Origin of the sequence: Oliverpabstia sp. (assembly GCF_022785585.1) — a bacterium.
Lineage (GTDB): Bacteria > Bacillota > Clostridia > Lachnospirales > Lachnospiraceae > Oliverpabstia > Oliverpabstia intestinalis.
In genome coordinates, this window is record NZ_JALFPR010000048.1 from 1 (window position 1) to 6,574 (window position 6,574).

A 6,574-nucleotide genomic window follows, 5' to 3' on the forward strand; every position below is an offset into this window, starting at 1 on the left:
TTTGCATATTTATATATTGCATCTTGTCAGAAAGTACTTTCCTGTAAGTGAGACAAAACTCGTTTCGAAAACGATGTACTAGTACAGAGTTTCATAAATAACTATACTATACACGCTGGATACGGATTCGAGTGTGCAGGTTTAAAAACGTAGGTGTAGCGGGCTACGCTGAGACTTTTAGACCTGTGCAATCGGATTCGTAGACAAGTGTATTGTGTAGTTATTTTGAAAACACTGTACTAGGCGCATCCTCGCGGAACGTTTCTTACGTTACAGGAAAGCAATTTCCCGTAACGTAAAAAAACAGATGACAGATACCGTTTTTGTCGACATCTGTCACCCGTTTTGTTTTTATTCAAACATCTCTATTGTCACCTTGTTACTGATGAACTGATAGCGGAACCGTACCACGGTATTATCTTTCCGGGTAGTGAAATATGCCTTATTCGACGAACCGCTCCTTGGATAGCCATCTGCCTGATAGGTGGCAGACAACGTTCCATACGTGGAAATAGAATAATCGTAGGTTCCCGCAAACGGAATGACCACCGATAAGGTATACGTATTATCACCAATATAATACATTCTGGTCAGCTCACTGTTGGAGTCATTCTTTACCGCTCCCACATGAGACTGAAAACTTCCGTAAACAACAATTTTTTCCGGGAGTTTCATTCCGGTTTCTTCATCACAGACATTTTCTGCTCCATAGCGGATCAGCATCTCCGGATTGGCTGCCTTCTCCCGCAGCGTGTGGCCGGTCGCCCATAGGCGTTTTGCAGTCTCTTCCTGATCGAATCCCATCGGGCAGGCTGCGCTCTTCGTGTTGATCTGATAGAAATCCTGTGCATCCATCTGACCGTTATCTGCGCGCTTCATGGACACTTCCGCGTTGTGGATCATCCGGCGGAACGGCAGTTCGAAATATGCATTGGGATTATTGATTTCGGTCCACTTGTAGGTATATTCCAGAAAATGATTCCGGCCTTTCTCCGGCTGGTTGGCAAACCAGGCGATCTGGTCGTATCCCCACCAGTCTCTCCAGGCCAGTTCTTCTCTCGGTATATTTTTCCGGTCATCAACGACCAGTCCGCCCCAGTTGTCGTATTCCATCAGGTATGGCATAGTTTTCGCGGACCATCCATTTGGATTCTCTCCACCTTCGCTGTAGCCCTCGCGCACCAGTACCAGCTCTTCTCCCGGCACTTCCAGAAGCGGCATACGGGTAAATGGCATTGCATGATAATCAAACAGCAATTTTCCACGGATATTTACCCCATGGGTATGTGCATCCAGCAGTATCTTGTGACGTCTTCCATGAATTTTCGCATACTCGCGGATCATACCGAACAGTTCTGTTGTTTTTGCCATTCCTTTATCGTTCGCGGTATACAGGTGCACCTGCCCCATATGGAGTGCCTCATAGCCACAGTCGATGTATCGGGTTGCCCGGTAATAAAACCACAGTCTTGCTTCCTGCCGGGACAGATCCGGAATCCCCCCGTCTTTTGCCGGATCCTCTCTCCTGCTGGTAAATCCGCTGGATTCGTCTGTAAACAACGCATCATCCAGGCAAAAACACCGGTGTTCCGGTTCCATACCAAATGCTTCAAACACATAGTCCGGGATCTCTACTGTCTCCATACGGCGTGTGATCCACTCAAAGACGCAGGACTGCAGGATCACTTCCGGATCCTGGGCATGCACTTTATCTGCCAGTTCCTTTGACAACCGAAAATGCTCTTCGTCATCCATCGTCATATACCAGATACCTGATGCTCTTCCAAGAAATTTCACACCCATCTCCCGGATCGCACGCAGATCATCTTCCAGTGTTTTGCTTTCATATAAACCTGCTGCCGTCACACTCCGGGACAGGTAATTTTCCAGAACTTCTCTGGAGATATTGCCATCAAATGTAAAATTCATCGTTTTTCACCCGTAACATTTCCTCTCTGTGAAACGCTACTTCCCTTCTCTCCTGTTTTCGTAACTTCTACGTCCGTGTATTGCTATCCGGTACATTGTTTCGTAAATAACTGTATCATTCACGCAGGATACGGATTCGAGTGTGCAGTTCAAAAAACGCAGGCGTAGCGATCTACGCTGAGGCTTTTTAAATTGTGCAATCGGATTCGCAGACAAATGAATGATACGGTTATTTCGAAAACGATGTACCAGTACTCGTCAGATAAGCCGCCAGGGTACTCATACACGCCCCGCTGGCTCCCTCTGCCATCTCATCGGTTTCTTTGCGTACCACGGACGGTCCCACCATATCGAGATGGATCCACTGTGTTCCATCTTCCACAAAATTTTCCAGGAAACATGCCGCCACGCTGGCACCTGCCCCTTTCCCCGGGGCATAATTGGCAAAGTCCGCACAGATCGACCATTCGATCATCTTATGGTAGATCGGTCCCATCGGCAGCTGCCAGTAATATTCTCCGGTCTGCTCCGCTGTTTCTTCCCAGATGCGAAGCGCTTCCCGCTCATTGCCAAACAGCGCAACCACCTGATCTCCCAGGGCGCTCTGTGCCGAATACGTCAGGGTGGCAAGGTCGATCACGGTGCGCGCCCCCATACGCTGCGCAAACGTGATACCGTCACACAATACCAGCCGTCCTTCCGCATCGGTGTTGTAGACTTCCACGGTCTTTCCTGCCAGCGTCGTGATCACATCGCCCATCTTTACCGCATCCGGGCTGATCACATTTTCTGCGAGCATCAGCACTGCCATCACATTTTTTTCGACTTTCTGTATAGCAAGATACTCCAGCATCTCCAGCATTTCCGCTGCCCCGCACATATCGTACTTCATGCCGTTCATGCCATCGACAGACTTCAGATGATACCCCCCGGCATCAAACATCAGTCCTTTTCCGACCAGTGCGGTCCAGTCTGCCCCCGGTGCGCCCTCATAGCGAAGCACTACCATGGCAGCCTCTCTCCGGCTTCCCTGATTGACTGCTAAAAGAGCGCCGCATCCAAGTTCTTCCAGCTTCTGATCTCCATAAATTTCACAGTCGATTCCAAGCTCCTGCGCCAGCGTCTGTGCATACGATGCTAAATCTTCAGTATGTAAGTAATTGTTCGGCAGATTTCCAAGAGTTCTCGCATGTCCTTTACAACGTCCCAATAATTCCCCACGCTCCAGCGCTGCTATTTCCTGCGCCGAGCCTTCCAATACAAATGTATAACAGGTATCTCCATAATCACACAGTGAATCCCTGTTTTCGTATACTTTCTGTTTTCCCAGCATCTTCACTCCGTTCCGGGAAAACTGATATGCACCATCGTACAGGCTGCACACCCCATTGCACAGCATCTGTATCCATTCCTTTTCGGAAAATCCTTCTTTTTTTACCACGATCCAGCAGTCACCGCCCCGTTTTTTCCCAAGTTTCCGGAAGTTTTCCGGTGTCGCCCTTCCTTTCTCCAAGAAAACTTCTGCCTGCTGTTCTTCTGCCTGATTCGTCCATCGGATCTTCATCTTATCCACACCCCACATACTTTTCCCCTGTATATTTACACAATTTCCCGGTTATACAGGGGAAACCTTGATTGCCTTATTATTTTATCACTCAGATATCAGTGAAAGATTCCCCCATAAACCTCGTCATATTTATCTACCAGCTGTTTTGCCAGCGAATACGAATTTACCAGCGGATGTAACATCAGCGCCTGTACAGCGGTTTCTTTGGACTGATTTTTGACTGCCTCTACGGTCAGTTTTTCGTACATTTTGATCAGACGGATCAACAGATAGCAATGTTCCGGTACTTCTTCAACTCTGACCGGATGGATGCCGTCTTTGGATACCAGACAGGTAGTCTCGATCACATCTTCATCTGCCAGTCCCGGGATGCTTCCGTTATTTTCTACGGACAGTACCAGATATTTTCCTTTTTCACTCTGCATACCTTCGATGCAGTCCAGCATAACCCCTGCATATCCCATACCGTCCGGTACTTCCAGCTGGCCTTTTTCCAGCAGCGGACGTTTTGCCAGACCGGACTCGATGCTCATGTAGGAATTCTCACGAACCTGCATATAATACAGGAAGATCTGCAGTGCGCCTTCAGGATCGGCATCGATATCCATATGCTTCAGTTCGTCCATCATCTGAATATTAACGTTCTCGATGGTCTTTCCTCTGGTTGCACCTGATTTTTGGATATTTTCCAGTGCTTTTTCTCTGTGATAGTAGTAGTACAGATATTCGTTCGGCAGGAATCCGATGGAACGGAGCAGGTCCGGATCAAACATGGAGAATTCCTGTACCCCCTGTAAAAATGCATCGTCCGCCAGCAGTTCCGGTAAGATTTCCTCGCCTTTTTTCTTTACGCTGCGGATCCAGGACAGGTGGTTTAATCCGAAAAATTCTACATACAGATCGTCTTCTTCCACCCCCAGATCGTGTGCCATGCGGAACTTGGTGCTGCTTGGAGCATCACAGATACCGATGATCTTGTCGTATCCGGCGCTTCGCAGTGCCTGTGTTACCAGACCGGACGGATTGGTAAAGTTGAAGATCCATGCATCCGGTGCATATTTTTTGATCATTTCACAATATTCCATCAGAACCGGAATGGTACGAACTGCCATGGAGAATCCGCCGACACCGGTTGTCTCCTGTCCGATCACGCCAAGATCCAGAGCGATTGTTTCATCTACAACACGGGAATGGTCTCCGCCGACACGCAATGTGGTTACGATATAATCTGCTCCAGTGATGGCTTCCACCGGATCGGATACCGCCCATACTTTCAGTTCTTCGTGGTTTCTCTCCACTACATGTTTACATAACTTTTCAATGATTCTCTGTTTTTCTTCCTGGATATCGTAGAGTACGACTTCGTCAATGTGAAGTTTTTTATATCTTTTTAAAAGTCCGTTGATAAAAATTACGGTACGTACACCTGCTCCTCCGATAACTGCAATTTTCATAACCTTTTCCTCCTTGTTGTCTCTATTTGTTTCTCTCAATAGTTTCCTGGTTTTTGATAAATGTTTCCAGCTTCTCCTCTGTCGGAAATCCGGTATTGCCACCCAGCGCGGTTACGGAGAGTGCTCCGCACCCATTTCCGCATTTCAGGCATTCTTCCATGGATTTTCCTCTCAGGAATCCGTAGACAAATCCCGCATTAAAGGAATCTCCGGCTCCTGTGGTGTCCACGGCTTCCACTATGTACGGTGCGGCCTGATACAACCTGCCGTCTTTCACTGCGATGGAACCTTTTTTGCCCATCTTGATAACCGCCATACCTGCAGTCCGGGCAAATTCCCGTGCAGCTTCCTCAGCACTTTCTTTTCTTCCGTAGTGTTCTGCTTCTGTCTCATTCATAAACAGCACATCAATATACGGGAAGAGATCCCGGATCTCCGGTTTCCACTCGCCGGTGGAATCCCAGCCGACATCAAAGGATACCGTTGCCTGTGTCTCTGCCTTGATCTTCTTTAACAGTTCCAGATATTCGTTATGATTGATGGAACCTGCATAGCCGGTCACGTGGATATGTGCGGCTTCTTTTACTTTTTCTACATCTACATTGACAATACTGATCTTTTCGTTGGTCCCCCGATAGGTCAGAAAGGAGCGGTCTTTTTCATTGGTAAAGCTCAGTGAGATTCCCGTTTTTAACTCCTTACTTATCACAAGCAGAGAATCATCTACATGGCTTTCCCGAAATTTGTTCCGGATCAGTTCGCCGTAACAGTCATCTCCCACCTCTCCCTGAAAGACCGGGTGAAGTCCCAGCTTGCCGACTCCCAGGGTAAATAATGCGGCGCCGCCGCCGACAAATGTTTCCATCACGGAAACTTCGTCTTCCTGTCCCGGTTCCGGAAATTTTTCCACTCCCGGGATCACGATATCAATGTTGACATCGCCGTATACATAAACATCCCATTTTTTCGCGTTCATACCTTCTCCCTCTCTCGTGTGCCCGGATTTTCTGTCACTTCCGCAGTCCGTTTTGTTCATTGTATCATAATTCTGCAGCACCATGTGGTGTATTTTTTTATACTTCTCTCTTTTTTCTCTATAAAATCTGCTTTTTTGACTTTTCTCAGAAACAGTAATTTTCAACCTTATTTTTTTCACAGAAAAAGGTTCCCCGCATCGCTCATAGATTCATCTCTATATAAATGCTGAACGAGGCAAAGAACCTTTTAATATTTAACTTAACCTTTCACTGCACCGATCATCGCGCCCTGTGCAAAGTATTTCTGCACGAACGGGTATACACAGAGAATCGGAACGGTTGTAACAACAACTGCTGCCATCTTCAGAGAATCGGATGTTACAGACACGGTATTATGCGCCAGTGCCTGTGCAACAGAAGTTACTTCCTGCTGTGAATTCATTGCTTTTGTCAACATCTGCTGCAGAACGGTCTGTACCGGCCACAGTTTGGTGTCGTTGACATAGAATGCTCCTGCAAACCAGTCGTTCCAGTGATTTACTGCGGTATACAGTCCAACTACGGCGATTACCGGTTTACTTAACGGAAGCATGATTTTCAGGTAAGTCTGAAAGAATCCGCAGCCGTCCAGTTTGGCTGACTCTTCC

5 protein-coding genes are annotated in these 6,574 nt (G+C 47.4%); all 5 read right to left on the reverse strand.

The features are described from left to right. Positions 1-351 precede the first annotated feature (351 nt). Positions 352-1,929: a hypothetical protein gene (locus tag MSA64_RS03135; protein ID WP_287890501.1), complete on the reverse strand. Its 1,578-nt coding sequence runs from the start codon at positions 1,927-1,929 to the stop codon at positions 352-354. 229 nt (positions 1,930-2,158) lie between these two features. Continuing rightward, positions 2,159-3,511, reverse strand: a complete 1,353-nt coding sequence (locus MSA64_RS03140; RefSeq protein WP_287890502.1) for a M17 family metallopeptidase — start codon at positions 3,509-3,511, stop codon at positions 2,159-2,161. 80 nt (positions 3,512-3,591) lie between these two features. Then, positions 3,592-4,950 carry a family 4 glycosyl hydrolase gene (locus tag MSA64_RS03145; RefSeq protein WP_287890504.1) on the reverse strand — a complete coding sequence of 453 codons (1,359 nt, stop codon included), beginning with the start codon at positions 4,948-4,950 and terminating at the stop codon, positions 3,592-3,594. 22 nt (positions 4,951-4,972) lie between these two features. Then, on the reverse strand, positions 4,973-5,926 hold the full coding sequence (locus MSA64_RS03150) for a carbohydrate kinase family protein (RefSeq protein WP_117526033.1): 954 nt from the start codon (positions 5,924-5,926) through the stop codon (positions 4,973-4,975). 260 nt (positions 5,927-6,186) lie between these two features. Further along, positions 6,187-6,574, reverse strand: a 388-nt coding sequence (locus MSA64_RS03155) for a carbohydrate ABC transporter permease (RefSeq protein ID WP_287890506.1), incomplete at its 5' end; no start/stop codon positions are given.

Bases quoted from the DNA above. Each gene is read 5' to 3' on its own strand.
- MSA64_RS03135 (WP_287890501.1), bottom strand. From the start codon at position 1,929: ATGAATTTTACATTTGATGGCAATATCTCCAGAGAAGTTCTGGAAAAT.
- MSA64_RS03140 (WP_287890502.1), bottom strand. From the start codon at position 3,511: ATGTGGGGTGTGGATAAGATGAAGATCCGATGGACGAATCAGGCAGAA.
- MSA64_RS03145 (WP_287890504.1), bottom strand. From the start codon at position 4,950: ATGAAAATTGCAGTTATCGGAGGAGCAGGTGTACGTACCGTAATTTTT.
- MSA64_RS03150 (WP_117526033.1), bottom strand. From the start codon at position 5,926: ATGAACGCGAAAAAATGGGATGTTTATGTATACGGCGATGTCAACATT.